Origin of the sequence: Streptomyces sp. NPDC006283 (assembly GCF_040613325.1) — a bacterium.
In the GTDB taxonomy this organism is placed as follows: Bacteria; Actinomycetota; Actinomycetes; order Streptomycetales; family Streptomycetaceae; genus Streptomyces.
The window spans coordinates 24,533-47,585 of the sequence record NZ_JBEXRZ010000016.1 but is presented as its reverse complement, the minus strand read 5'-3'; the positions used below and the strand labels follow the sequence as shown (position 1 = coordinate 47,585).

Annotated in this window: 24 protein-coding genes; 17 read left to right on the top strand and 7 right to left on the bottom strand. The window is 71.5% G+C overall.

The features are described 5' to 3' along the window. Positions 1–36 precede the first annotated feature (36 nt). The 3 genes from ABZ070_RS06070 to ABZ070_RS06060 are packed head-to-tail and all read left to right on the top strand — an operon-like array spanning position 37 to position 2,422. Positions 37–1,185, top strand: a complete 1,149-nt coding sequence (locus tag ABZ070_RS06070) for a lipid-transfer protein (RefSeq protein ID WP_356630422.1) — start codon at positions 37–39, stop codon at positions 1,183–1,185. Between the two features lie 8 nt (positions 1,186–1,193). Then, positions 1,194–1,649, top strand: a complete 456-nt coding sequence (locus ABZ070_RS06065; protein ID WP_356630420.1) for an OB-fold domain-containing protein — start codon at positions 1,194–1,196, stop codon at positions 1,647–1,649. Next, positions 1,646–2,422, top strand: coding sequence for an enoyl-CoA hydratase/isomerase family protein (locus ABZ070_RS06060; protein WP_356630418.1), 777 nt, complete (start codon positions 1,646–1,648; stop codon positions 2,420–2,422). Before ABZ070_RS06065 ends, ABZ070_RS06060 begins: the two co-directional genes overlap by 4 nt. A 36-nt stretch (positions 2,423–2,458) precedes the next feature. Here ABZ070_RS06060 and ABZ070_RS06055 read toward each other — a convergent pair whose 3' ends face one another. Continuing rightward, complete coding sequence (locus ABZ070_RS06055; protein ID WP_356630416.1) at positions 2,459–2,944, bottom strand: hypothetical protein; 486 nt, start codon at positions 2,942–2,944, stop codon at positions 2,459–2,461. A gap of 181 nt (positions 2,945–3,125) precedes the next feature. Then, positions 3,126–3,773: a TetR family transcriptional regulator gene (locus ABZ070_RS06050; RefSeq protein ID WP_356630414.1), complete on the bottom strand. Its 648-nt coding sequence runs from the start codon at positions 3,771–3,773 to the stop codon at positions 3,126–3,128. Between the two features lie 283 nt (positions 3,774–4,056). On the opposite strand from ABZ070_RS06050, the gene ABZ070_RS06045 reads away from it, so the two are divergent. The 3 genes from ABZ070_RS06045 (at position 4,057) to ABZ070_RS06035 (ending at position 8,308) form a co-directional block, all read left to right on the top strand. Beyond that, positions 4,057–4,869, top strand: a complete 813-nt coding sequence (locus ABZ070_RS06045; protein WP_356630412.1) for a VOC family protein — start codon at positions 4,057–4,059, stop codon at positions 4,867–4,869. A 183-nt stretch (positions 4,870–5,052) separates the two neighbouring features. Beyond that, positions 5,053–7,473 carry a PQQ-binding-like beta-propeller repeat protein gene (locus ABZ070_RS06040; RefSeq protein ID WP_356630410.1) on the top strand — a complete coding sequence of 807 codons (2,421 nt, stop codon included), beginning with the start codon at positions 5,053–5,055 and terminating at the stop codon, positions 7,471–7,473. A 145-nt stretch (positions 7,474–7,618) separates the two neighbouring features. Further along, on the top strand, positions 7,619–8,308 hold the full coding sequence (locus ABZ070_RS06035; RefSeq protein WP_356630408.1) for a hypothetical protein: 690 nt from the start codon (positions 7,619–7,621) through the stop codon (positions 8,306–8,308). Here the strand turns inward: ABZ070_RS06035 and ABZ070_RS06030 are convergent. Continuing rightward, complete coding sequence (locus tag ABZ070_RS06030) at positions 8,295–8,804, bottom strand: nitroreductase/quinone reductase family protein (RefSeq protein WP_356630406.1); 510 nt, start codon at positions 8,802–8,804, stop codon at positions 8,295–8,297. The two genes, ABZ070_RS06035 and ABZ070_RS06030, sit on opposite strands and share 14 nt — an antisense overlap. Beyond that, positions 8,804–9,979 carry an acyl-CoA dehydrogenase family protein gene (locus ABZ070_RS06025; protein WP_356630404.1) on the bottom strand — a complete coding sequence of 392 codons (1,176 nt, stop codon included), beginning with the start codon at positions 9,977–9,979 and terminating at the stop codon, positions 8,804–8,806. Before ABZ070_RS06025 ends, ABZ070_RS06030 begins: the two co-directional genes overlap by 1 nt. A gap of 127 nt (positions 9,980–10,106) precedes the next feature. Between ABZ070_RS06025 and ABZ070_RS06020 the strand changes: the two genes are divergently transcribed. Both ABZ070_RS06020 and ABZ070_RS06015 read left to right on the top strand, forming a co-directional pair. Further along, positions 10,107–11,276 carry an acetyl-CoA acetyltransferase gene (locus ABZ070_RS06020; RefSeq protein WP_356630402.1) on the top strand — a complete coding sequence of 390 codons (1,170 nt, stop codon included), beginning with the start codon at positions 10,107–10,109 and terminating at the stop codon, positions 11,274–11,276. 63 nt (positions 11,277–11,339) lie between these two features. After that, the gene (locus ABZ070_RS06015) at positions 11,340–12,023 is read left to right on the top strand and encodes a pyridoxal 5'-phosphate synthase (RefSeq protein WP_356630400.1); all 684 of its coding nucleotides are present in this window, start codon (positions 11,340–11,342) and stop codon (positions 12,021–12,023) included. Here the strand turns inward: ABZ070_RS06015 and ABZ070_RS06010 are convergent. Both ABZ070_RS06010 and ABZ070_RS06005 read right to left on the bottom strand, forming a co-directional pair. Continuing rightward, on the bottom strand, positions 11,969–12,427 hold the full coding sequence (locus ABZ070_RS06010; RefSeq protein WP_356630462.1) for a Zn-ribbon domain-containing OB-fold protein: 459 nt from the start codon (positions 12,425–12,427) through the stop codon (positions 11,969–11,971). The genes ABZ070_RS06015 and ABZ070_RS06010 overlap by 55 nt on opposite strands. Positions 12,428–12,465: 38 nt before the next feature. Then, complete coding sequence (locus ABZ070_RS06005; protein WP_356630398.1) at positions 12,466–12,918, bottom strand: DoxX family protein; 453 nt, start codon at positions 12,916–12,918, stop codon at positions 12,466–12,468. A 169-nt stretch (positions 12,919–13,087) separates the two neighbouring features. Between ABZ070_RS06005 and ABZ070_RS06000 the strand changes: the two genes are divergently transcribed. Beyond that, on the top strand, positions 13,088–14,245 hold the full coding sequence (locus ABZ070_RS06000; protein ID WP_356630396.1) for an NAD(P)/FAD-dependent oxidoreductase: 1,158 nt from the start codon (positions 13,088–13,090) through the stop codon (positions 14,243–14,245). Positions 14,246–14,352: 107 nt separating this feature from the next. On the opposite strand, the gene ABZ070_RS05995 is transcribed toward ABZ070_RS06000, so the two are convergent. Next, positions 14,353–15,348 carry a helix-turn-helix transcriptional regulator gene (locus ABZ070_RS05995; protein WP_356630394.1) on the bottom strand — a complete coding sequence of 332 codons (996 nt, stop codon included), beginning with the start codon at positions 15,346–15,348 and terminating at the stop codon, positions 14,353–14,355. Positions 15,349–15,690: 342 nt separating this feature from the next. Between ABZ070_RS05995 and ABZ070_RS05990 the strand changes: the two genes are divergently transcribed. From ABZ070_RS05990 to ABZ070_RS05955, 8 genes are all read left to right on the top strand, one after another. Then, on the top strand, positions 15,691–15,894 hold the full coding sequence (locus ABZ070_RS05990; RefSeq protein ID WP_356630392.1) for a hypothetical protein: 204 nt from the start codon (positions 15,691–15,693) through the stop codon (positions 15,892–15,894). A 53-nt stretch (positions 15,895–15,947) separates the two neighbouring features. Next, on the top strand, positions 15,948–16,838 hold the full coding sequence (locus ABZ070_RS05985; protein ID WP_356630390.1) for a LysR family transcriptional regulator: 891 nt from the start codon (positions 15,948–15,950) through the stop codon (positions 16,836–16,838). Positions 16,839–17,002: 164 nt separating this feature from the next. Continuing rightward, positions 17,003–17,467, top strand: a complete 465-nt coding sequence (locus ABZ070_RS05980) for a cobalamin-dependent protein (RefSeq protein WP_356630388.1) — start codon at positions 17,003–17,005, stop codon at positions 17,465–17,467. Then, the gene (locus tag ABZ070_RS05975) at positions 17,464–18,822 is read left to right on the top strand and encodes a methylaspartate mutase (RefSeq protein WP_356630386.1); all 1,359 of its coding nucleotides are present in this window, start codon (positions 17,464–17,466) and stop codon (positions 18,820–18,822) included. The genes ABZ070_RS05980 and ABZ070_RS05975 overlap by 4 nt, the downstream gene beginning before the upstream one ends. Next, positions 18,819–19,808, top strand: a complete 990-nt coding sequence (locus ABZ070_RS05970; RefSeq protein ID WP_356630384.1) for a transporter substrate-binding domain-containing protein — start codon at positions 18,819–18,821, stop codon at positions 19,806–19,808. Before ABZ070_RS05975 ends, ABZ070_RS05970 begins: the two co-directional genes overlap by 4 nt. Positions 19,809–19,860: 52 nt before the next feature. Then, complete coding sequence (locus ABZ070_RS05965; RefSeq protein WP_356630382.1) at positions 19,861–20,910, top strand: DMT family transporter; 1,050 nt, start codon at positions 19,861–19,863, stop codon at positions 20,908–20,910. Next, a complete protein-coding gene (locus ABZ070_RS05960; RefSeq protein WP_356630380.1) occupies positions 20,907–21,950 on the top strand; it encodes an aspartate-semialdehyde dehydrogenase in 1,044 nt (347 codons plus the stop codon). The genes ABZ070_RS05965 and ABZ070_RS05960 overlap by 4 nt, the downstream gene beginning before the upstream one ends. Then, positions 21,947–23,047: an aspartate kinase gene (locus ABZ070_RS05955; protein WP_356630378.1), complete on the top strand. Its 1,101-nt coding sequence runs from the start codon at positions 21,947–21,949 to the stop codon at positions 23,045–23,047. Before ABZ070_RS05960 ends, ABZ070_RS05955 begins: the two co-directional genes overlap by 4 nt. Positions 23,048–23,053 lie beyond the last annotated feature (6 nt).

Here is a 23,053-nt window from a genome sequence, read left to right as displayed (position 1 = left end):
GCTGACGGTACGTCAGATTAGCTGTACGCTCCCCGCATGGCGACCCTCAAGGACCGAGCAGCGATAGCCGGAATCGGCCAGACAGCCTTCGCCAAGCACCTGCCGGAGTCGGAGAAGACGCTGGCCTGCCGCGCGATCCTCGCCGCGCTCGACGACGCCGGCATCCCGCCGGCGGAGGTCGACGGCTTCGCCTCCTACACGATGGAGGAGACCGACGAGGTCGAGATCGCCAAGGCGATCGGCGCCGGCGACGTCACCTTCTTCTCCAAGGTCGGCTACGGGGGCGGCGGCTCCTGCGCCACCGTCGCGCATCTCGCCGCTGCCGTCGCCACCGGCCAGGCGAGCGTCGGCGTCACCTGGCGCTCACGTAAACGGGGCTCCGGCCCGCGCCCATGGACCAACACCGCGGTGCAGCTGCCCACCCCCGCCCAGTGGACCCGCCCCTTCGGGCTGCTGCGGCCCGCCGACGAGATCGGCATGCTGGCCCGCCGCTACATGCACGAGTACGGCGCCACCCGCGACCACCTCTTCAACGTCGCCCTCGCCTGCCGCAACCGCGCCAACCAGAACCCGGCGGCGATGATGTACGAACGGCCGCTGACCCGCGAGATGTACATGACCGCGCGCTGGATCAGCGAGCCGCTCTGCCTCTTCGACAACTGCCTGGAGACGGACGGCGCCCTCGCCTGTGTGATCGTCGGCGCCGACCGCGCCCGCGACTGCCGGCAGAAGCCGGTGTACGTCCACTCGGTCGCCCAGGCACTGCCCGCCCAGCACCACGGAATGGTCAACTACTGGAACGACGACCCGCTCACCGGGCCCGCCTGGACAGCGGCCCGACAGCTGTGGAAACAGGCGGACTTCGGGCCGCAGGACGTCGACGTGGCACAGATATACGACGCGTTCACACCGCTGATCCCGCTGTCGCTGGAGGGCTACGGCTTCTGCGGTCGGGGCGAGGGGGCCGCCTTCACCGAGGGCGGGGCCCTGGAGATCGGCGGCCGGCTGCCCCTGAACACCGGCGGGGGCGGCCTCAGCGAGGCGTACGTCCACGGATTCAACCTGATCAACGAGGGCGTGAAGCAGCTGCGCGGCACGTCCACCGCCCAGGTCCCGGACGCGGGGACATGTCTGGTGACGGCCGGTGAGGGCGTTCCGACCTCGGCCGTGCTTCTGAGGAGTTGAGACGACGGATGACGAACTCCGCCGGCGGACATCTGATGCCTGTCCTCGACGACGACGGCGCCCCCTTCTGGGCGTACGCCGCCCGCGGCGAGCTGCGCGTCCAGGCCTGCGCCGCGCCGGCCTGCGGCGAGCTGCGCTTCCCGCCCCGGCCCTGCTGCCCGCACTGCGGGTCCTTCGACAGCACATGGCGGCTGATGGGCGGCCGGGGCCGTATCTGGTCGTTCGTGCTCCCCCACCCGCCGCTGCTTCCCGCATACGCCGCCGAAGCCCCCTACAACGCGGTCGTCGTCGAGCTGCTGGACGCCCCTCGCATCCGGCTCGCCGGCAATGTGGTGGCCTCCCCCGACGCGCCGCTGAACTCCGTCCCCCCGGCCCGGCTGCGCATCGGCGCGGGCGTGAAGGTCGCGTTCACCACCGCCCGTGACGGAATCGTCCTGCCGCGCTGGCTGCTGGAGCGGCCATGAGCCTGCGGGTGGAGACGGACAAGGACACCGGCGTCGCCCTGGTCACCCTCGACCGGCCCGCGAAGCACAACGCGATCGACCTGGAAACCGCAGCTGAACTCTCCGCAGCCTGGCGCGCGTTCCGTCGCGACGACACCGTGCGGGCGGCGGTGGTGACCGGCGCCGGCACCCGCGCGTTCTGCACGGGCATCGACCGGGCCGCCGAGGTGCCGCAGCCATCGTCCCCGTACTCGATCGACGATCCGCTGCTCACGATCGGCCCCAAGGCGAACGACCTGTGGAAGCCGGTGGTCGCGGCGGTGGAGGGGATGGCCTGCGGCGGGGCCTTCTACCTGCTCGGGGAAGCCGAGTTCGTGATCGCCTCGCACGAGGCGACGTTCTTCGACCCGCACACGACATACGGGATGGTCAGCGCCTACGAGTCCGTCTTCATGGCCCAGCGCATGCCGCCCGGCGAGGCGGCCAGAACGGCGCTGATGGGCACGGCGGAGCGGATGTCGGCCCGCCGGGCGTACGAGATCGGCCTGGTCTGTGAGCTGACGGAGCCGGGCGACGCGGCGCAGGCGGCGCTGCGAGCGGCAGCGGTGATGGCGTCGTACCCGACGGACGCCGTCCAGGGGACGGTACGGGCCCTGTGGTCGGCCACCGAGGGGGCACGGAACCGGGCGCTCGCCCATGCCCCGCACCTGGTGGCGCTCGGCAACCTGCCGCCGGGGCAGCAGGCCGAGCTGTTCACGAGCGGTCGGGGCAGGGGCGGCTTCCGGCTGCGCTAGGCCCTGTCCGGGGCAGGACCTGGCAGCCGTGCCGGGTCAGCTGCGGGAGGCCCGGGAGACCTCACACTTGGTGTACTCGGTGCCGTCGCCGGTGCCGGTGTAGGGGGTGCTGAGCACCGCGGTCTCGGAGGCGCCGGCGGCAACGGCGATCGCGGTCTTGTTGGCGGTGGCCGGAGCGGCGGTGCTGCCGAGGTCGCCGGTGAACTTCATGGTGACGTCGTAGTCGTAGTCCAGCGAGTCACTGTTGCTGATGGTGATCTTCGCGGTGAGGTTCTTGCCGGCGTCGTCGAGCTTGCACTCGTCGATGGTCACGTCGCGCGCGGCCTTGTTGGCACTGGAGCCGCCGGGCAGCGAGCCACCGGTGCTGCTGGAGCTGTCGTTGTCGCGGCTTCCGCTGCCGCCACTGCTGCTCGAGGAGCTGCTGGAGTTGTCGCAGCCGCCGCCGCTGGAGCCACGGGCCCCGGTCAGTGCGACGAGCGCGATCCCGAAGACGGCAATGGCGCGGACATGACGGATCTTCACGTTTCAACCCCCGTTGAAAGTGGTGGTGGATGGGCTCACTTGACGAGCGCACGACACCCTAGCAGCGCCCCGCGACCACTCCGGCCCGAGAACGCCGACGGCGGCCACCCAGGGAGGGTGACCGCCGTCGGCATGACAGGACTCGCACATACGGCACGGAGGACAGGACTCCGTGCCGGAACTACTTCGTCGGCTTCTTTCCGGTGATGCCCAGATGCACCAACAGCGCCAGGTTGGGCTTCAGTTCGGCCTGCTTCACACCCCAGGTGGTGAACCCCTTCTGATGGGAGGCGACCGCCGCCAGCATGGCCACCAGCGAGCCGGCCATCGCCGCCGCACTGATGTCCTTGTCCACCTTGCCCTTGCTCTGAAGCTCCTTCACCGCGTCGGTGAGGGAGTTGGTGACCGAGTTGAGGATCTTCATGCGGATCTTGTAGAACCGCTTGTCGCCCTCGGCGGCGCCGAGATCGACCACACGCAGGAGCGCGTCGTTGCGACGCCAGAAGTCGAGAAAACCCTCGACCAGTTCCTCCGAGGTCTGCCAGCCGGCCTTTCCGGTCCAGGAGCGGCCGGAGACCAGTTCGGTCAACTCCGCGCCCTCCTTGGCCATTTCCTCCGCGATCTCGAGGACGGCGCCCTCGACGTCCGGGAAGTACTGGTAGAACGTCGCGGGTGAAGTCCCCGCCTTCCGGGCCACGTCGATGACTTTGACGTCCCGGTACGGCGAGGAGCTGAGCATCTCGCTGAGGCAGTCGAGCAGCTTCTGCCGCGTCGCCTGACCGCGTCGTCCGGCCACCCGGCCGTCGACGGTGCGCACTTGTCCTGTCATGCCGTCAGCTTACCGAGGGGTGATCGGCGCGCGATTCGGCCGAGTGCAAATGGGGTGCCGGGGACACGCGCCGATAGTGTTATCAACAGCCTGTGGACAACTTCCGTGGACAACTCAACAAAATCGGCTCCGGCGCAGCGGTACGAGCACCCCGGGCGATCACGACAAAACACCGGAAGCAGCCGATTTCCGCACAAACGTTCGATTCGATTCCGAGCGCACGGCGTGATGCCCCATTAGCTTGAGGGTGACGGGCACCACACGCGCGAAGGGAACCGGGTCCATGGCCTCATTCACAGAGGGCACGCCGTGCTGGGTGGACGCATCGCTCCCCGATGTGGAGGCGGGCAAGCGCTTCTACGGCGAGCTCTTCGGATGGACCTTCACCGAACGGGGCGGCAGCCAGGTCCCCGGCGGCGTCCGCGCCCGCCCCGCCGACGCCTACAGCGACGGACGGCTCGTCGCAGCCCTCACACCCAAGCGGGACGGCCGCATGCCCACCGTCTGGGGCGTCTACTTCGCCGCCGACAACGCCGCGGGCATGGGCCGGCGGATCGCCGAGAACGGCGGCCAGGTGATCAGTGCCCCGCTGCCCGTGGACGACGACGGGATCGCCGCGGTCGCCGCCGACCCCGGAGGCGCGGTGTTCGGCCTGTGGCAGCCGGGCAAGCGGTCCGGCTTCGAGAAACAGGGCGTACCGAACTCGTTCTGCTGGGCCGAGGTGTACACCCGCGACGCCGAGCGCGCCGACGTCTTCTACGAGTCCGTGTTCGGCCTCCAGGGCACGGACCTGACCGGCGACATGGCCGGCTTCCGCATGTGGTCGCCCGCCGGTACGGAACCGGGCGAGAGCACCGCCGTCGCCGGGCGCAGCCTGATCACCGACGAGTTCCCGCCCGAGATGCCGGGCCACTTCCTCGTCTACTTCTGCGTCGCCGACTGCGACAGGACGGCCGGGACCGTCACCGCGCTCGGCGGCCGGGTCCGTACGTCGCCCTTCGACACCCCGTACGGGCGGATCGCCGTGCTCACCGACAACCAGGGCGCCACCTTCGCGGTCCTGGCGGAACCCGAGTCGGCGGCGGACGAGGCCTGACGCCGTCGCCGTGCCCGAAACGCGGTGAGACACCCCGATCCGCCCCCGGGTTCGCAACCGTCGCCCCGGACAGGAAGAATCAGGGTGCTCACCGCAGAGGGGCTCGATGGTGAGACCCTGCACGGGGCTGTATGTGACGGGCTCCAATCCGTGGGAGCCCGTACGGGGAGGTGGCACGCAAGTATGGAGCAGCTGACGCAGCACGACCCGAGACGGATCGGTCCGTTCGAGGTGCTGGGCCGGCTCGGCGCCGGTGGCATGGGACTGGTCTATCTCGCCCGGTCGGCGTCCGGACGACGGGTCGCGATCAAGACCGTTCGCACCGAGCTCGCCGAGGACCAGCTGTTCCGCGTCCGTTTCACCCGCGAGGTGGAGGCGGCACGCGCGGTCAGCGGCTTCTACACCGCGGCCGTGGTGGACGCCGACCCGCGGGCCGCCGTCCCGTGGCTGGCCACCGCCTACGTTCCCGCCCCCTCCCTGGAGGAGATCGTGAACGAGTGCGGGCCGCTGCCCGCCCAGGCGGTGCGATGGCTGGCGGCGGGCATCGCCGAGGCGCTGCAGTCCATCCACGGCGCCGGACTCGTCCACCGCGACCTCAAGCCGTCCAACGTCCTGGTCGTCGAGGACGGTCCGCGGGTCATCGACTTCGGCATCGCGTCCGGTGTCTCGAACACCCGCCTGACCATGACCAACGTCGCCGTAGGCACCCCCGCGTACATGTCGCCCGAGCAGGCCCGCGACTCCCGCAGTGTGACCGGCGCGAGCGACGTCTTCTCGCTGGGCTCGACCCTGGTCTTCGCGGCGACCGGCCATGCGCCGTTCCACGGCGCGAACCCGGTCGAGACGGTCTTCATGCTGCTGCGTGAGGGCCCCGACCTCGAGGGCCTCCCGGACGAGCTCCGGCCGCTGATCGACTCCTGCATGCAGATGGAGGCCACGCTGCGGCCCACCCCGGAGGATCTGCAGGCCCAGCTCGCCCCGCATCTCTTCTCCTCCGGCGGCGACGACAGCGGCACCGCTTCCGCATGGCTGCCCGCGCGGTCCACCGCCATGATCGAGGCCCGTCGCGGCGGTGGCCGCGTACAGCCCGCGGCCCAGCGGCCCGATCCTTCGCGCATCCCCGCGCCGCCCGCCCCGCAGACGCCTCCGCGGCCCCCCACCGCCCCGCCGGCCCCCGACCGGGAGCCGGTGCACCACGGCGGCGGCGACCCGCGCACGGGCCAGGCCGCGCCCGCGCACTCGCTCGGCGGCCCCGTGCGGCTGCCCGGCTCCAACGTGCCCATCGGCCCCGGCCCCCGGGTCGCCGACGCGAGCCGTGCCGCGGTCGTGGAAGCCGGTCCCGCCACCGGCTGGGTACGCCCGCCCGCCGGGGTGACCGGCGGGCTGAACGGGGCGGACGCCCCGGGCGGCGCCGTCGCCGCGCCGCCCGCCCCGGTTCCGCAGCCCTCGCAGGCGCCCGACGCGGGCCCCGGCCACTGGCGGCCCTGGCGTTTCCGCATGTCGAACGACGTCTGGGGCACTCCGGTCGTCGACGGCGATCTGCTGTACGTCACCTCGTTCGAGGTGCATGCCCTGGACGTGGGCACGGGCCGCCGTCAGTTCAAGACCCGCGACGTGGCCTGGGCGATGGCCGTCTCCGGGGGCCGGATCCACGGCTCCGACGGACCGACGCTGTACGCGCTCGACGCCGCCACCGGCAGCGAACGCTGGCGCCTGCAGACCGACGCCTGGGTCTACTCCCTCAAGGTCGACCGCGGCACGGTCCTCACCGGCACCCGCGGCGGCGGGGTCCAGGCCTGGGAGGCGTCCAACGGCGAGAAGCTGTGGGAGCTCACCGGCGCCCAGACCGACTTCGAGACCCCCGAGGCCGGCCCCGCGATCTTCGGCGACACCGTGTACGTGTGGCAGAACGCCCGACTGCGCGCCCTGGAGGCGCGCACCGGCGACGAGCGATGGTCGTACCCCGTCGGCGACGCGGCATCGTGCGGGAACGTACCCGTACGGGTGCAGCCGGCGCCCGACGGATACGTGTACCTGTCCGCAGGCACGCGCGTCCTGGCCGTCGACATCGCGTCCGGTCTGGTGCGCTGGCACTTCGAGGCGCCCGCGGTCTTCCTTTCGCCCCCCGCCTTCGCGCCCGGCCCCGCGGTCACCGGAGGCGGCGTGTACCTCGCCGACTACCTCGGCACCGTGTACGCGCTGGACGCCACCACCGGGAAGGACCGCTGGCGCATCGCCACCGAGTCGCGCCAGTCCAGCGAGCCCGTCCTGATCGCGGCCGGCAACGTCCACGTCGGCAGCGGCAGCGCGCTCTACACCCTCGACGCCGTCACCGGCACCCCGATGTGGCGGTTCGCCGCGGGCGGCGAGGTCGTGGGCACCCCGGTCGTCGCGGACGGCCGGGTCCACTTCGGCTCCGCGGACCACGTCCTCTACACGCTGGACGCGAGCGGCGGCCAGCTGCGCTGGAAGCTGGCGACCGGCGGCGAGATCACGGGGTCGCCGGTGGTGCGCAACGGTGTCGTGTACGCGTGCAGCAAGGACCGGTGCGTGTACGCACTGGACGCGGTGAAGGGGACGGCGACGGGGCGGTCTTCCCGCTGACGCGGGGCTCCGGTGCCCGCGCACGCCGCACAGGCGTGGCTCGCTGTGCGAAAGCCGGTCCCCGCCCGGGTTCGGCCGTCGGTGACGGGGTACTCGGCCGCGGCGCAGCGTCGTGGGACGAGAGCGCCGGCAGAAGGAGGCCGGGATGATTCGCAATGTCATCGGCTCGATCCTCGCTCTCATCGGAGCGGCGGTCGTCGTATGGAGCCCCTTCCGTGGCTGGTACGACGGCCGTCCTGGACGCGACTACCGTGTGCAGGACCTCTTCAACGGCATCACCCCGAACAGCGGGGCACTGATCACCTCCATGCTGCTCCCCCTCGCGTTCGCCGCACTGCTGACACTGGTCGGGGTGGTCCTGCGGTCAAGGCTGCTGGTGGCGCTGTCCGGTGTGATCGTGCTCGGGTTCACGGCCTTGTGGATGGTCCGCCAGGGCCAGGACGCCGGCAGCCTCACGGTCGGCGCTGACGGGAACGGCCTCGGCCCCGGCACGGCCGTCGCGCTGGGCGGCGGGTTGCTGCTGCTGTTGGCCGCGGCGGTGATGACCGGTCGCCGGGAGCTGCGGCGCAGGCGGGAGGAGCCGTACGACGAGGAACCGCCCGGTCATGTGCCGGCGGACGACTGGGGCCCGTACGGGCCGGACCCGAACGGCCCTCCGCCCCCGCAGTACGGCGGCCAGTACGGTGACCGGTACGGCGGTGACCAGTACGGCGGTGACCAGTACGGCGGTGACCAGTACGGCGGTCGGCCGCACCAAGACGACCACGGGCCGCAGGACGACCACGGGCCGCGGGACGACGCTCCCGGGCGGCACATGCGGTTCAGGCGTCGCTGACCTCGCGCCGGGTGAGGCGGAAGACGCGGATCTCACGGGGTACGCGGGCCTGGTAGGCCGCGTACGGCGGCCAGAAACGCAGGGCCGATTCCCAGGCCGTCGCACGGAGTTCACCGGTGAGGAGCGTGGCCCGCACGGGGATCGTCTCGCCGTGCAGGCTCACCTCCGCGTCGGGGTGGGCGAGCAGGTTCGTCGTCCATGCCGGGTGCGCCGGACGGCCGAAGTTGGAGCCGACGAGGAGCCAGGTGCCCGCCTCCTGCGAGGCCTTCACCGACGCCTTCTCCGGTACGCAGGCCAGTGGGGTGCGCCTCGGCAGGCCCGTCCTCGCGCCGCGGACGGTGAGGACGAGCCCCGGCAGCATCCGCGCACTGGGCAGCACCTTTCCCCCGGTCAGGCGGTGGACCGCACGGTCCACCGCCGGGATGACGTGCGGTGCGGCCTTCGCGAAGGCGCGGGTGGCGGAGATCTTCTGGACCAGTCGGAGGGCGGCGGACATCAGGCGGCCGTCCCTGCCGGTGCGAAGAGTCCGGACCGCTCGGCGGCGGCGGCGCGCAACCGGTGTGCGGGGCCGAGGAGCAGCTCGTCGGCAGCGGCCCGTTTGAAGTACCGGTGCGCCTCGTCCTCCTCGGCGGATCCGGTACCGGCGTGCAGTTGGACCGCCTCTCCGGCGACCGAGCGCAGCGCCTCCAGTCCCTGGGCGAGCGCGAGGGGTCCCGCGCCGGGGTCCACTGCCGCGTAGTACACCGCGGAACGGGCCGCCTGGACGTGCACGTACAGGTCGGCCAGCCGGTGTCCGACGGCCCGGACGGAGTCGGTCGGGCTGCCGGACCGCTCGCGCGCCCGGACGTGCTCCACCGTTGTCCCCAGCGTGTGTCCGGCCGCGCCCGCCGCCTCCGCCGCGAGCAGTGCGGCGGCTCCCGTGCCGGCGGCGGCCAGGGCGGTGAGGACGCCGCCCCCGTCGTCGTCGGCGCCCAGCAGCCGGGCGGGGCAGTCCCGGAGCTGGAGCACGGCCTGGGGGCGGGTCTCGTCGAGCGTCGTCAGCCGGGTGCGGGTCAGACCGGCCGCGTCGGCGTCGATGAGGAAGAGCAGGGCGCGGCTGCGGGGGAAGCCACCCGTGTGTGCCGCGACGAGCAGCAGCCGGGCACTGTGGCCGTCGAGGACCTGCCCGGCCTCGCCGTACAGGGTCCAGCCGGTACCGGAGCGCCGCGCCTGGATGCCGCCCGCCCGGCCGCCCCCGGCCCAGTCTCCGGCGGTGTTGTCGCCGGTCAGCGCAAGTGCTTGCGGGAGGCTGCCCGGCACGGCCAGTGCGCAGGTCAAAGAGGCGTCCGCGATGCGCGGCAGGAGTTCCGAGCGCTGCTCAGGGGTACCGAGCGCGGTGATCAGGGGGGCGGCGAGGCCTGCCGTGGAGAGCAGTGGGGACGGCAGCAGGACGCGGCCCGTCTCCTCGAAGGCGAGAGCCAGTTCGGTGAGGGTGCGGTCCTTCCCGCCGTACTGGGCGGGCAGCGCGAGACCGGGCAGGCCGAGCTGCCCGGCGAGCGCCGCCCACAGGTCGGTGTCGTACCCGGTGGGTGTGCGGGCGGCTGCGGTCGTGTCCCGTCCGCGGTGTTCGGACAGGATGTCGCGCAGGGTGCGGCGGATCTTGTCCTGGTCGGCGGTGAAGACGGCGTCCATCCGCGGCTCCTTCCGATGGCCCAGACCCTGAACTGACGGGCCGTCATATTAGATGCGGGCGCGTCGGATGCACAGACGCGGGACGGACTCCTCCTGCCGCAACCGAACCTGATGTACCGTCAGATCCATGCCCTCCACACCGCGCAAGGTCGCCGTCGTCGGCATATCCCTCTCCGACTGCGGCCGCGTCGACGGCCCCACCTCCTACGCCCTGCACGCCCAGGCGGCCCGCCGGGCCCTCGCCGACAGCGGCCTCGACCGCAGTGTCGTCGACGGCTTCGGTTCAGCCGGTCTCGGCACGCTCGCGCCGATCGAGGTGGCCGAGTACCTGGGCCTGCGGCCCACCTGGGTGGACTCCACCGCCGTCGGCGGGGCGACCTGGGAGGTCATGGCGGCCCACGCGGCCGACGCGATCGCGGCCGGTCACGCCCGTGCGGTACTGCTGGTCTACGGGTCGACCGCCCGCGCCGACATACGGGCCGGCCGGCGCACCTCCAACCTCTCCTTCGGCAGCCGCGGCCCGCTCCAGTTCGAAGTTCCCTACGGGCACACGCTCGTCGCCAAGTACGCGATGGCCGCGCGCCGCCATATGCACGAGTACGGCACGACCCTGGAGCAGCTCGCCGAGGTGGCGGTCCAGGCGCGGGCGAACGCCGCCGCCAATCCGGACGCCATGTTCCGCGACCCGATCACCGTCGACGACGTGCTGGACGGGCCGTTGATCGCCGACCCGTTCACCAAGCTGCACTGCTGCATCCGCAGCGACGGCGGCTGCGCGGTACTGCTGGCGTCCGAGGAGTGCGTACCGGACACGGCGAAGGCCCCGGTGTGGATCCTCGGCACCGGCGAACACGTCTCGCACACCACCATGTCGGAGTGGGCCGACTTCACCCTCTCGCCGGCGGCGGTGAGCGGCCGGCTCGCCTTCGAGCGGGCCGGGGTCCGGCCGCACGAGATCGACATCGCGGAGATCTACGACGCCTTCACCTACATGACGCTGGTGACTCTGGAGAATCTCGGGTTCTGCGCCAAGGGCGAGGGCGGTGCGTTCGTCGAGAAGGGCCGACTGCTTCGGGACGGCGGACTGCCGGTGAACACCGACGGCGGCGGCCTGTCCGCCTGCCATCCCGGGATGCGCGGACTTTTCCTGCTGGTGGAGGCCGTGCGTCAGCTGCGGGGCGAGGCGGGCGGACACCAGGTGCGACGGGCCGACGGCAGGCTGCCGGAGCTGGCGGTCGCGTCGGGGACGGGCGGATGGTTCTGCTCGTCGGGCACGGTGGTGCTGGGGCGGGGCTGAAACCCACGAGCCGGCGCCGGGGCGGGGCCGAGACCCCCTCCGACGGGATGTTGAATTGCGGTCATGGACCACGACGAGCAGGAACCGCAGGCCGCCTTCCGCGCTCTGCTGCACGCACAGCGGGTCTGGGACGTCTCCCTGCCCGCCTTCGATCCGGCCGCCGCGCCCGGCGAGCCGCTGCCACTGTTCCACCGGTGGTTCGGGGAGGCCGTGGCGGCCGGGCAGACCGAGCCGCACACGATGACGCTGGCGACGGTGGACGGCCGGGGCCGCCCGGACGCGCGGGTGCTGATGCTCCACGACGCGGACGCACGCGGCTGGCACTTCGCCTCCCACGCCACCAGCGCGAAGGGCCGCCAGCTGGCCGCGCACCCGGAGGCGGCGCTGGTCTTCTACTGGGCCTCGCAGGGCCGCCAGGTTCGGCTGAGGGGCCCCGTCTCCTCCGCCTCCGCCGCGGAGAGCCTGGCCGATCTGCACGCCCGCTCGACGGGTGCCCTGGCGGCGGCGCTGACCGGTCGGCAGAGCGAAGTGCTGGCGTCCGAAGCCGAGTTGGCCCGGGCCTCGCAGGCCGCATGGGAGCAGGCGCAGGCGGAGCCTGACGCGCCGGTGGCGACATGGACGCGGTACGTGCTCGCGCCGCGCGAGGTGGAGTTCTTCCAGGGCGACGAGCGCCGCCGACACCTTCGGCTGCGCTACCGCCGGGAGGCTCCCGGCGACGCCTGGGAGCGCGAACTGCTCTGGCCCTGAGCGGGCTGCGAGGGGCGGAACACGGGGACCGTGACACCGTCGCCCTGCGCCCGGAACGCGACCTCGAGCTCCATGCCGACGGCCAGCCGGTCCGGCGCGCACTCCACCACCTCGCTCATCATCCGTACGCCCTCCGCCAGCTCGACGAGCGCCGCGGTGTAGGGGACGCGTCCGGCGAAGGGGGGCAGGTCGTTGCGGTGGACGACGGACCAGGTGTAGAGCGTCGCCCGCCCGCTCGCCCGTTCCCAGTGGACGTCTTCGCTCCAGCAGTGCGGGCAGAACTCGCGCGGATAGTGGTGCGGGCGCCGGCAGGCGGCGCAGCGGCGGACGAGGAGTTCCCCGGCGGCGGCCGCCTCCCAGTAGGGGCGGGTGAAGTCGTCGATGTCGGGAGTCGCCGGGGTCACGGCCGTGCGGCCGGCGGCAGCGTCAACGCCCGGGCCGGTCACAGGAAGAGCCCCGTCATGCGGTCGAGGGACCATGTCTGCCAGGACATGGCGAACAGGGCGACCAGCGATATCAGGGCCATCATGGCGTTCTGCCCCTGCTCCGCCCAGTCGTGGATCATGAGGATCAGATAGAGCAGGTTGAGCAGCAGCCCGCCGACGAGGGCCACCGGCGTGAGGAAGCCGGTGATCAGGCCGAGGCCGAGGGCGAGTTCGGCATGGACGACGATGTAGGCCATGACCTTGGGGCGAGGCGCGACGACCTTCTCGAAGCCGGCCCGTACTGCGGGCCACCGGTGCTCGCGCGCGATGCCGGCCGCCCAGGCGATGCCGGCACCCCGCTCGAACCAGGCCTTCCTGTCCTTGTGGCGCCAGCTCTCCAGCCACCACAGGCCGAGGCCGATACGCAGGACGGCGAGCCACTCGGCACCGCTGAGCCAGACGGTCCGCATCCGACACCCCTCTCCACACGGGTCCAGGCGAAGCAAGCGAACTGACGGTACGTCAGTTCCAGCGGGGAAGGGAGACTCGCGCAAGGAATGCCCGACCGTGACCGATTCGCAATCGAACTCCGCCTTGACCGAGACCCATCCGGCAATCGCTCGATTACGCTCAGCGTTCATGGCCGACACCAAGAACAGGGTCGGGCGCATCGACCTCACGAACGACAGACCCGTCTACATCGTCGGCGGCGGTCCCGCCGGTCTCGCGGCGGCGGCCGCGCTGCGGCAGCGGGGCGTACGGGCCGTGGTGCTCGAGAAGTCCGAGACGGTCGGCGCGTCCTGGCGCCGGCACTACGACAGGCTGCACCTGCACACCACCCGCAGGCTCTCCGCGCTCCCCGGCCTGCCGATGCCGCGCTCGTTCGGGCGCTGGGTCTCGCGCGACGACGTGATCCGCTACCTGGACAAGTACGCCGACTTCCACGAGCTGGAGATCGTCACCGGCGTCGAGGTGTCCCGTATCGAACCGGCCGGGAGCGACTGGCTGCTGCACGCCACCGGCGGCCGTGAACTGACCGGCCGGGCGGTCGTCGTGGCCACCGGCCACAACCACACGCCGCGGCTGCCCGACTGGCCGGGCGCCGACGCGTACCCGGGCGAGCTGCTGCACGCCGGCGACTACCGCAACCCGGCGCCCTACGCCGGCAAGGACGTGCTCGTCGTCGGCGTGGGGAACACGGGCGCCGAGATCGCCGTCGACCTGGTCGAAGGCGGGGCCGCGCGGGTACGCCTGGCCGTGCGTACCGCCCCGCACATCGTGCGCCGCTCGACAGCGGGCTGGCCCGCCCAGCGCACCGGCATCGTCGTCCGCCGGCTTCCGGTGCGGCTCGTCGACAAGGCGGGCGAGGCCATGAGCAGGATCGCCGTGCCGGACCTCACCGAGCACGGGCTGCCGCGTCCCGACACGGGGCTGTACTCCCGCGTCAAGGAGGGCGCGATACCGGTGCAGGACGTGGGCCTGATCGACGCGGTGCGCAGCGGCAGGGTCGAGCCCGTCGCCGCACTCGAGTCGTTCGAGGGAGACAAGGTTCAACTGGCGGACGGCAGCCGGATCTCCGTGGACGTCGTGATCGCCGCGACCGGCTACCGGCGCGCGCTGGAGGGCCTGGTCGGGCACCTCGGCGTACTCGACGAGCGCGGCCGGCCGGTCGTCCACGGGGCGCGGACGCCCCAGCAGGCGCCGGGGCTGTACTTCACCGGGTTCACCAACCCGATCAGCGGCATGTTCCGCGAGATGGCGATCGACGCCCGCAAGATCGCGAAGAAGCTGGCGTAGATTCCGAGGGCCGGATGCCGTCGGGAGCGGACCGCCCGCCGTGCGCCGATCGTCGGCGAATGGCGCAAGGCAGGCGGTTCACTTCACGGCACCTTGCCGGCGCCCGGTCAGGGCTCCTTCGACAGCCAGCCGTGCTGGACCGCCCTGACCCCTGCCTCGAAGCGGCTGCGCGCTCCGAGACGTTCCATCAGTTCGGTGGCGATGCGGCGCGCGGTGCGGTGGGACACCCCGAGCCGCTTGGCTATCGCCTCGTCGGTGTGCCCCTGGGCGAGCAGCCGCAGCGCGGTGGACTCCTGCCCGGTCAGGCCGTTCGCGTCCCGCCGGCGCGCGGTGCCCAGCGGCTGCGCCGCCTCCCATGTGGTGTCGAACAGGGCGCACAGCGCGTTGAGCGTGCCCTGGCCCGTGAGAATCACGGCCCCCGCGCTGGTGTCCTCGCAGTCGATGGGCAGGATCGCGAGCGAACGGTCCGCGATCAGCATGCGCGTCGGCAGCAGCGGAACGGTACGGACCTGGCCGCCCATCTCGGTGAGCCAGTCGGCGTGCGCCACCGTCGGCGGGCTGTTGCGCACACTGTCGAGGTAGATCGTGCGCATCCGCACACCACGCTGAAGCAGCTGCTGGTTCAGCGGTCTGGCCGCCCTCAGGTTCTCCGCGGTCTGCGCGCCGTCCGGGGAGAAGGACATCACCTCCTGCCGTATGTCGCGCTGCAGCTGCGCCAGCCGCTCGCGTATCGCGTCGATGCCGACCACCTGCTCGACGCCGGAGTCCGGCGTCCCCGGCTGCAGGCCGGCGTACTCGGAGATCAGCCGGGCCGCCGCGGCGCGGGATTCCTCGATCCGCTGCTGGTGAGCGGCGAGTTCCGCGGACTGACGGGCGAGCAGGGCCTCGAGTCCGAGGTCCGGTGACACCGCCCGCAGCCGGTCGGGATGTTCGTAGGACATGTTCACCAGGTTGAGGGCGGCGAGCACCTTCTGCGCCGACCTCACCCCGTCCTCCGCCAGGTCGAGTCTCGCCCCCAGCTCCCCCGGGTCGTCCTGCGGATACCTCAGCATCGCCCGGTAGACGGACTCCGTCGTGCGATCCAGCCCGAGTGTCTCGAGCATGCGTCCCCCTTCTGCCGCATGTTCCAGCCGGCCGGTACCACTGCCCGACCGACTCGGAATGAGTCACTCAAGTGGTCCTCGACCAGCTCGATCTCAAACATCGAGACCCTAGATAGCCACAGGCTGGTGAACAAGAGGATTCCAGGTCACAACACCCGTGCCACACCGATCAGATGGAGCCGGGGCGGGCGGTGGACATGTTGGGTCAGGGCCCATTCGGGCCACCCCGATTCCCTTCTCCCGGGCCGTCACGGAGGGGAAGCTGGTGATCACCGGCGGGGCAGCGCCCCAAGGGCGAACCGCCGCAAACCATCCCGCATGTCACCGACCCGAGGAACAGTCATGCCTTCGAAGCGTCCCGTCCGTACCGCCGCGATCGCCGCCCTCGCGCTCGGCACGGTCCTCGCCGTGCCCGCCGCGGCCGTCGCCGGACCCGGACAGCACGCCTTTGTCAACGCCTCCTCGAGCGCCGCTCCGGCGGTCGCCGGGGGAGCCCCGACCACCACTCCGGCCGAGGGCGAGGACGACTGGGGCTGGCAGCGCTGAATCCCCGAGCCGCACACACCGCTCATCGCCGAATCTCCTCACCTGGAGGCCCAGTGGACATCCGACAACTGACGACCTTCCACAAAGTCGCCACGCTGCTCAGCTTCACGCGCGCCGCGACGGAGCTCAACTACGCCCAGTCCAGCGTGACGGCGCAGATCAAGAGCCTCGAGACCTCCCTGGGCGCCGAACTCTTCGAGCGGCTGTCCGGCAAGATCCAGCTCACCCAGGCCGGCCGGCGGCTGCTGCCGTACGCGGAGCAGATGCTCACGCTCGCCGGCGAGGCCCGCGGGGCGGCCTCCGGCGCGGGCGGCCCCGCCGGACTGCTGACCATCGGCACCATGGAGAGCATCACCTCCTACCGGATGCCTCCGGTGCTGGAGTTCTTCCACCACCGCTATCCACAGCTGCAGTTGGTGCTGCGGCCCAGCCTGTGCGCGGAGACGCTGCACTCGCTGCGCCAGGGCACGTTCGACATGGGCTTCCTGATGGAGGCGGAGACGCAGCACTCCGGTGTGGAGAGCGAGGTGCTGGGCGCCGAACCGCTGGTCGTGGTGGCGGCTCCCGAACACCCGCTGGCCGCCGAGGAGAAGGTGACGCTCGAGCAGCTGCGCGAGGTACAGGTGCTGGCTCCCGAGGCCGGCTGCGCGTACCGGGAGCTGTTCGAGGCGGAGCTGAACGACGGGACGGGCGAGCCGGTGCCGTTCCTCGAGTTCGGCAACATCGAGTCCATCAAGCGCGGTCTGACGGCGGGCCTCGGGGTGGCGCTGCTGCCCACGATGACGGTCGCCGACGACATCGAGGCCGGGTCGCTCACGGTGCTCGCCTGGGAGCCGCCGTTCGAGGTGTTCACGCAGCTGGCGTGGCGGCGGGGCCGGCATCTGTCGCGTGAGATGCGGCTGTTCATCGACCGCACGGTCGAGTTCATGTCCGGCGACTACTGACGGACCCGGCCGGCGGCCGGGCACCCGGCCCCGGCCCGACCGTGCCCCCTGATCGGACTTCGCGATTTCCGGTATCGAAGAGTCCGCTCGGAGACAGCTGGACGGGATTGTCAAGACACCGGAATCATATCTTTCGTCATTCCCTTCACGTTGCGGAGCTCAGAATGCCCAATATTGTGCGCCCGGCGAAAAAATTCCTGGTGTCGAGCGTATCTTCCGACGCCCATATGTGGAACCTGGTCTTTCTTCAGTTGCTGCTCGAGGAGCACGGCGGCGAGGTCTCGAATCTCGGCGCCTGCGTGCCCGATCAGGTCATCATCGAGGAGTGCCGGAAACTACGGCCGGACGTTCTGGTGCTGAGCACCGTCAACGGTCACGGCCACCTGGACGGTCTGCGGCTGATAGGCAAGATACGCAGTGAGCCGGATCTCGCGGACCTGCGGGTCGTCATCGGCGGCAAGCTCGGGGTGCGTGGCGCCGAGAACGTGCAGTTCATCGAGGCGCTTTCGGCCGGTGGTTTCGACGCCGTATTCGAATCCGAAGGCGGCCTGGAGAATTTCAACGAATTCCTCCGTGGACTGGGCCCGTCACGCCGGGGCGCCCTCGAGATGGCGCAGGCCGCCGCATGAGCAGCGCCCTCGCCACCGTTTCGCATTCCATGTCCGGCAATGTGGCGTCCGCGGCCGCGGATTCCACGGCCACCGCTGTGCGGTCGCCGCGCCGCAGCCGTTTCTCGTCGTTCGTCCACGGGGCGAAGGAAGCCGGCCGGCTTGTCGTGCAGCCGCGTATGGGGTTCGCCGAGATACCCGTCATGCGCGAGGGGCTGCGCGGGGTCCGTGCGGCCCGGGCCACGGCCGTCGGCACGATCACCCTGGACAGCTACACCCGAGTCAACGACCACGATTCCGCCCGCTCCGCCCTGCGCACCGGAGCCGAGCTGAACGGCTTCCCGCTGGTGGCCCATGGCGCCGACGCCACCCGGGAGATGCTGTCCGGCCTCGCGGGCGACGACTTCCCCATCCAGGTACGGCACGGTTCCGCCCTGCCCTACCCGCTGTTCGAGGCGATGGTGGAGACGGGCATCGACGCCACCGAGGGCGGTCCGGTCTCCTACTGCCTTCCCTACAGCAGGGCCCCGCTGTCCGAGGCCGTGGATGCCTGGTCCCGCTGCTGCGACCTGCTCGCCGCTCAGGACGAGCAGATGCATCTGGAGAGCTTCGGCGGCTGCATGCTGGGCCAGCTGTGCCCGCCGAGCCTGCTGGTGGCGCTCAGCATCCTGGAGGGGCTGTTCTTCCAGGAGCACGGCCTCACCAGCATCTCGCTGAGCTACGCGCAGCAGACACACCCCGGTCAGGACCTGGAGGCGATCGCCGCGCTGCGCAGGCTCGCCGGCGAGCGGCTGGCCGCCACCGACTGGCACGTCGTCCTCTACACGTACATGGGCGTCTATCCCCGTACGCCCGTCGGTTCCTTCCGGATCCTGGAGGACAGCGCGCGACTCGCGGTGCGCAGCGGCGCGGAGCGGCTGATCGTGAAGACGCCGGCGGAGGCACACCGGATCCCGACGGTCGCCGAGAACGTCGACGCGCTGGAGTTCGCCGCGGCGATCGCCGCCGACGAGCGGGCTTCCGGCGCCCCTGAACTGCCCACGCGGACCGGCCTGTACGAGGAGGCGCTGCACCTCGTCGACAGCACCCTGGAGCTGGGCGGCACGGTCGGCCAGGCCCTGGTACGGGCCTTCGCCCGGGGCCATCTCGACGTCCCGTTCTGCCTGCACCGCGACAACGCCAACAAGTCCCGTGCGTACGTCGACCCGCGCGGGCTGCTGCGCTGGTCCGACCCGGGGGCGATGTCGATCCCCGCGCACACCGGGGGTGAGCGTTCGGCGCTCACCGCGCAGGGCCTGATCGACATGCTCGGCTACAACGAGCGCCGTTTCGACCGTGAGCAGTTGACCCGAACCCCGTTCCGGAGCCTGTCATGAGCGCTGTCACCATTGCCCCCGCCGTGAACGAAGCCGCGCCTGGCACCTCGGCGGGCAGGACCCTGGAAGCGGTGCGCCGACGGGGTGTGCTGCGTGCCGCCGTGAGCCGCGGCATCCGCGGCCTGTCCCTCCAGGGCCCGGACGGCTGGACGGGGCTGGACACCGACGTGGCGCGCGCCGTCGCGGCCGCCGCGCTCGGCGACGCCGAGGCGGTGCAATGGCTGCCGTCCGCGCCGGCCGACCGGCTGGAGGCGCTGTCGGCGGGCGACGCGGAGCTGACGGTCTGCAACCTGACCTGGACAGTGCGCCGGGAGGCGCAGTGGCCGGTCCTGTTCGCGGGGGTCACCTGCTACGACGGGGAGGGGTTCCTCGTCCGCACCGACAGCGGCATCGACGATCCGGCTCAGCTGGCCGGGCGGCGCGTCGCCGTGCAGGACGGCACCACAAGCGCCGCGAACCTGGCCGCCTGGTACGGGCGCCGCGGCCTCGCCGTGGAACCGGTCGCCTTTCCGACACCGGCGGACACCCTGGCCGGCTACGCCTCCGGCGAGTGCGCGGCCTATGTGCTGGACCGGGTGGCCCTCGCCGGTGAGCGTGCCGCTCTCCCGGACCCGCAGGCGCACCGCATCCTCGACACGGCGATCTCCCGCGAGCCGATGGCCGCCGCCGTGCGCGACGACGACGCCGACTGGTACCGGCTGTGCCGCTGGGTGCTGCAGCTGCTGACGGCGGCCGAGCACCACGTCGACGAGGCGGGCGAAGGGCGGCGCGAGGAAGCGCTGGCGCAGGCCGCGTCCCTGGCCGGCCCGCACGGGCCCGCCGTGGGCCTCGACGAGGGCTGGGCGGCCCGGGTCCTGGCCGCGGTCGGCACGTACGCCGACATCTACGAGCGCAACCTCGGGGCCGCTTCCGGCCTCGGCGTGCCGCGCGGCCTGAACGAACTGTGGACCAGGGGCGGGCTGTACTACCCCGTCCCCCTGCAGTGAACGGCCGGGGCCCCACCGCGGCGCCCCCCACCCCATCCCTGGAGGGACTCTCATGAGTACAGAAACCCGCCCCGCAAGCACGGAGACGAAGGGAGCGATCGAGCTCACCGCAGCCATGGTGCTCTCCGGCACCCTCGGCATCTTCGTGGTGGAGTCCGGCGCGTCCCCGTTCAACGTCGTCTTCTTCCGCTGTGTGTTCGGCGCCGTCGCGCTGGGTCTCTACTGCCTGGTGCGCGGCCTGTTCAAGAACCACAACCTGACCCCGAAGAAGGTCGGCCTGGCCGCGCTCGGCGGCGTCTTCATCGTCTTCAACTGGGCGTTCCTCTTCGAGTCGTACGAGTCGACGTCGATCTCCGTGGCGACCGTCGTCTACCACACGCAGCCGTTCTACGTGGTGCTGCTCGGCGCCCTGCTCTTCCGTGACAAGCTCACGCGCACCAAGTTCGCCTGGCTGGGCGTCGCGTTCGTCGGTCTGATCCTGGTCGCCGGCGTCTCCGTCTCCGACTTCCAGGGCGGCGGCGACAAGACCTACCTGACCGGCCTGGGCTTCGCGCTGCTCGCGGCGCTCTTCTACGCGCTGTCCACCGTCATCACCAAGCGCGTCACCGGTGTGAAGCCGCACCTCGTCGCGCTGATCCAGGTGGTGCTGGGCATCCCGCTGCTGCTTCCCTTCGCCACCTTCGCCGACATGAGCGGCCTGGGCGCGGACTGGGGCTGGCTGGTCGGACTCGGCCTGATCCACACCTGCCTGATGTACGTCCTGATGTACTCGGCGTACCAGAAGCTGCCCACTGCCAAGATCGCGGTACTGGCCTTCGTCTACCCGGCCGTGGCCATGCTGTGCGACTGGGCCGTCTACGGGCACAGCGTCAGCCTGCTCCAGGCACTCGGCATCCCGCTGATCATCGGCGCGAGCCTCGGCATCAACCTGGGCTGGACGTTCGGCCGCCGTCCCGCCGCGGAGCCGCCCGCCGCCTCCCCCGCGCCCGCGTCCGTCCCCACCGGACCCGCGAATTCCACCGCACCCGCAACCACTCCTCGCCCCGAGACCGCCGACGCGCGCGCCGAGGGCGAGAAGATCACGATCGGAGACTCCCGATGACACGTGTCACCGACGCATCCGCCCCGCGCATCGCCATCGTCGGAGCCACCGGCGCCGTCGGCTCGACGCTGATCGAGCTGATCGAGGAACGGGGCCTGCGCTACCGGTCCATGGAGCTGGTGGCCTCCTCGAGGTCGGCGGGCAGGGTGCTCACCGTCGAGGACCGCGAGTACACGGTGCAGGCCGTCGAGGAGTTCGACTTCTCGAGCGTGGACGTCGCCTTCTTCTCCGCCGGCACGTCCGTCAGCGAGAAGTGGGTGCCGGTCGCCACCGCCGCGGGGGCCCTCGTCATCGACAACACGATCGCCTTCCGGATGGACCCGGACACCCCGCTCGTCGTGCCGCAGGTCAACGCGCACGAGCTGGACCGGCGCCCCAGGAGCGGTGTCATCGCCAACCCCAACTGCTCCACGATCCCGCTGGTGCGGCTGCTGCAGTGCGTCGAGACGCGCTGGGGCATCCGGCACGCCGTGGTCTCCACCTACCAGGCGGCCTCCGGCCTCGGATACTCCGGGGTCGAGGAGCTCCAGGAAGCCAGCCGCGCCTCGCTGCAGGGGCCGGACACCGACTTCGAACCTCAGGAGTTCACCCCGAACCTGGCGTTCAACGTCATCCCGAAGATCGACCGCTTCCTCGACTCCGGCTTCACGCTGGAGGAGCAGAAGATGCTCGTCGAGTCCCGCAAGATCCTCGGCATGCCGCACCTGGACGTCACCACCACCTGTGTCCGAGTCCCGGTCGCCAACTGCCACTCCGAGTCCGTCTACGTCGAGTGCCAGGAGCCGGTCGACCGCACCGAGCTGGTCGGCGTGCTCGCCGGCCTGCCCGAGGTGACCGTCCACGACCAGGAGGTCCGCACCGCGTTCCCGACGCCGACCACGGTCGGCGACCCCGACCATGTGCACGTCGGCCGGGTCCGTATCACCCAGAACAACCCGCGTGCCTTCTGGCTGTGGCTCGTCGCCGACAACCTTCGTATCGGCGCCGCTCTCAACGCCATCCAGATCGCCGAGGAGCTCGTCGAGCGGGGCACGCTGTGACCGCACCCGCCGTCCTGAAGTTCGGCGGATCCAGCTTCCGCACGCTGGCCGCCTACGGCGACCTCGCCGAGGCGCTGGAGCGCCGCTTCCACGACGACGGCACGAAGCTCGTCGTCGTGGTCAGCGGCCAGCCGGGCGAGACCGAGCAGTTCCGGGAGCGGCTCAGCCAGGTCAACCCCCACCCCGAGGACGAGACCGTCGCGGGTCTGCTCACCCTCGCCGACACCATCGGCGCCCAGCTGCTGGCCACGGCCGTGCACCGGCGCGGGCTGCGCTCCACGGTGCTGGCCGGCCACCAGCTGGGACTCGTCACCAACTCGTCGTTCATGTGGGCGCGGTTGGAGCGCACCGACCCCGCTCCGCTGCGTGCCGCCCTGCGGGACAACGACGTGGTCGTGGTGCCGGGCGGCCAGGCCGCCGACGAACTGGGCCGTCCCACCTGGCTCGGCAAGAACTCCTCCGACCTGTCGGCCGTGGCCGTGGCCGCGGCGGTCGGCGCCTCACGGTGCGAGATCCACTCAGACGTGGACGGCATCTACAGCACCGACCCGCACCTGGTCAGCGGCACACGCCTGCTGAAGGAGGTCTCGTACAACACGGCGGCGCTGATGTCGCTGTACGGGGCGAAGGTGCTGCACCGCAGGGCCGTACGGCTCGCGCAGAAGCACCGGGTCGAGATCGCCTGCCGGCTCAACCGCGCACCGTTCCCGGTGGGCTCCGTCATCGGCACGGCGGGCTCGTCCGTCGCCGCGGTGGTGCTCAACCAGCGGTCCGTGGCACTGCGTTACGACACGGACGAACTCGCGGACCGCGCGTTCCAGGCCTTCCACGGCGCCAACATCGACACGATCCGGCTCACCTCGGGCCCGCTGGTGGCCGTCGTCGGCGGCTTCGTCGACCTGGCGGAGTTCCAGCGCCGGCAGGGACTGGTGCCCGGCGACTTCGCGGGTGTGCCGGTGACCGCCGTACGCGGCAGCAAGGTCGCCACCCACCTCGCGGCCGGTGAGGACGACGCCCTGCATCTCGCCCAGCGTCTGCACGACCAACTGAACGACCCGACCGCGCCGTTCCCCGTATCCGAGCTCCAAGGAGTGTGATCCGCC